This window comes from Bacillus sp. AFS018417 (assembly GCF_002560985.1).
Classification (GTDB): Bacteria; Bacillota; Bacilli; order Bacillales; family Bacillaceae_G; genus Bacillus_A; species Bacillus_A rhizoplanae.
Window position 1 is genome coordinate 1 of sequence record NZ_NTTM01000121.1, and the last position, 308, is coordinate 308.

General features: G+C 42.9%; 1 pseudogene. It reads right to left on the reverse strand.

The window, feature by feature from the left end:
* Positions 1–54 precede the first annotated feature (54 nt).
* A pseudogene (locus tag CN326_RS23770) lies at positions 55–308 on the reverse strand (RNA-guided endonuclease InsQ/TnpB family protein); the annotation flags it as partial.

The following is a 308-nucleotide window of genomic DNA, read 5'->3' on the forward strand; positions in this document are numbered from 1 at the left end:
ATGAATACTCCCCCACTTAGCAAAGCTTGAAGTGGGGGTTTCTAACGTTTCGACCTAACGGACGATTAACGTCAGTGGAGTTAACACACTAGCGAGCTGTTTCACGCCTAACCCCTCTATCCCGTTTGTCCATGCATTCGGGACTACTTTTCGTAAAATATTAGCCGCAGCATTTACGTCTGCGTTGATTTCGATTCCTTTTGCAGAACGATACATACCACGCTTCATTCGTTTTCCTGAAAACGTTGCATTTTGGTCATTTGTTCCATACGTTGGAATAAAGTCATGATCTAGAAAACTTGCTTTTG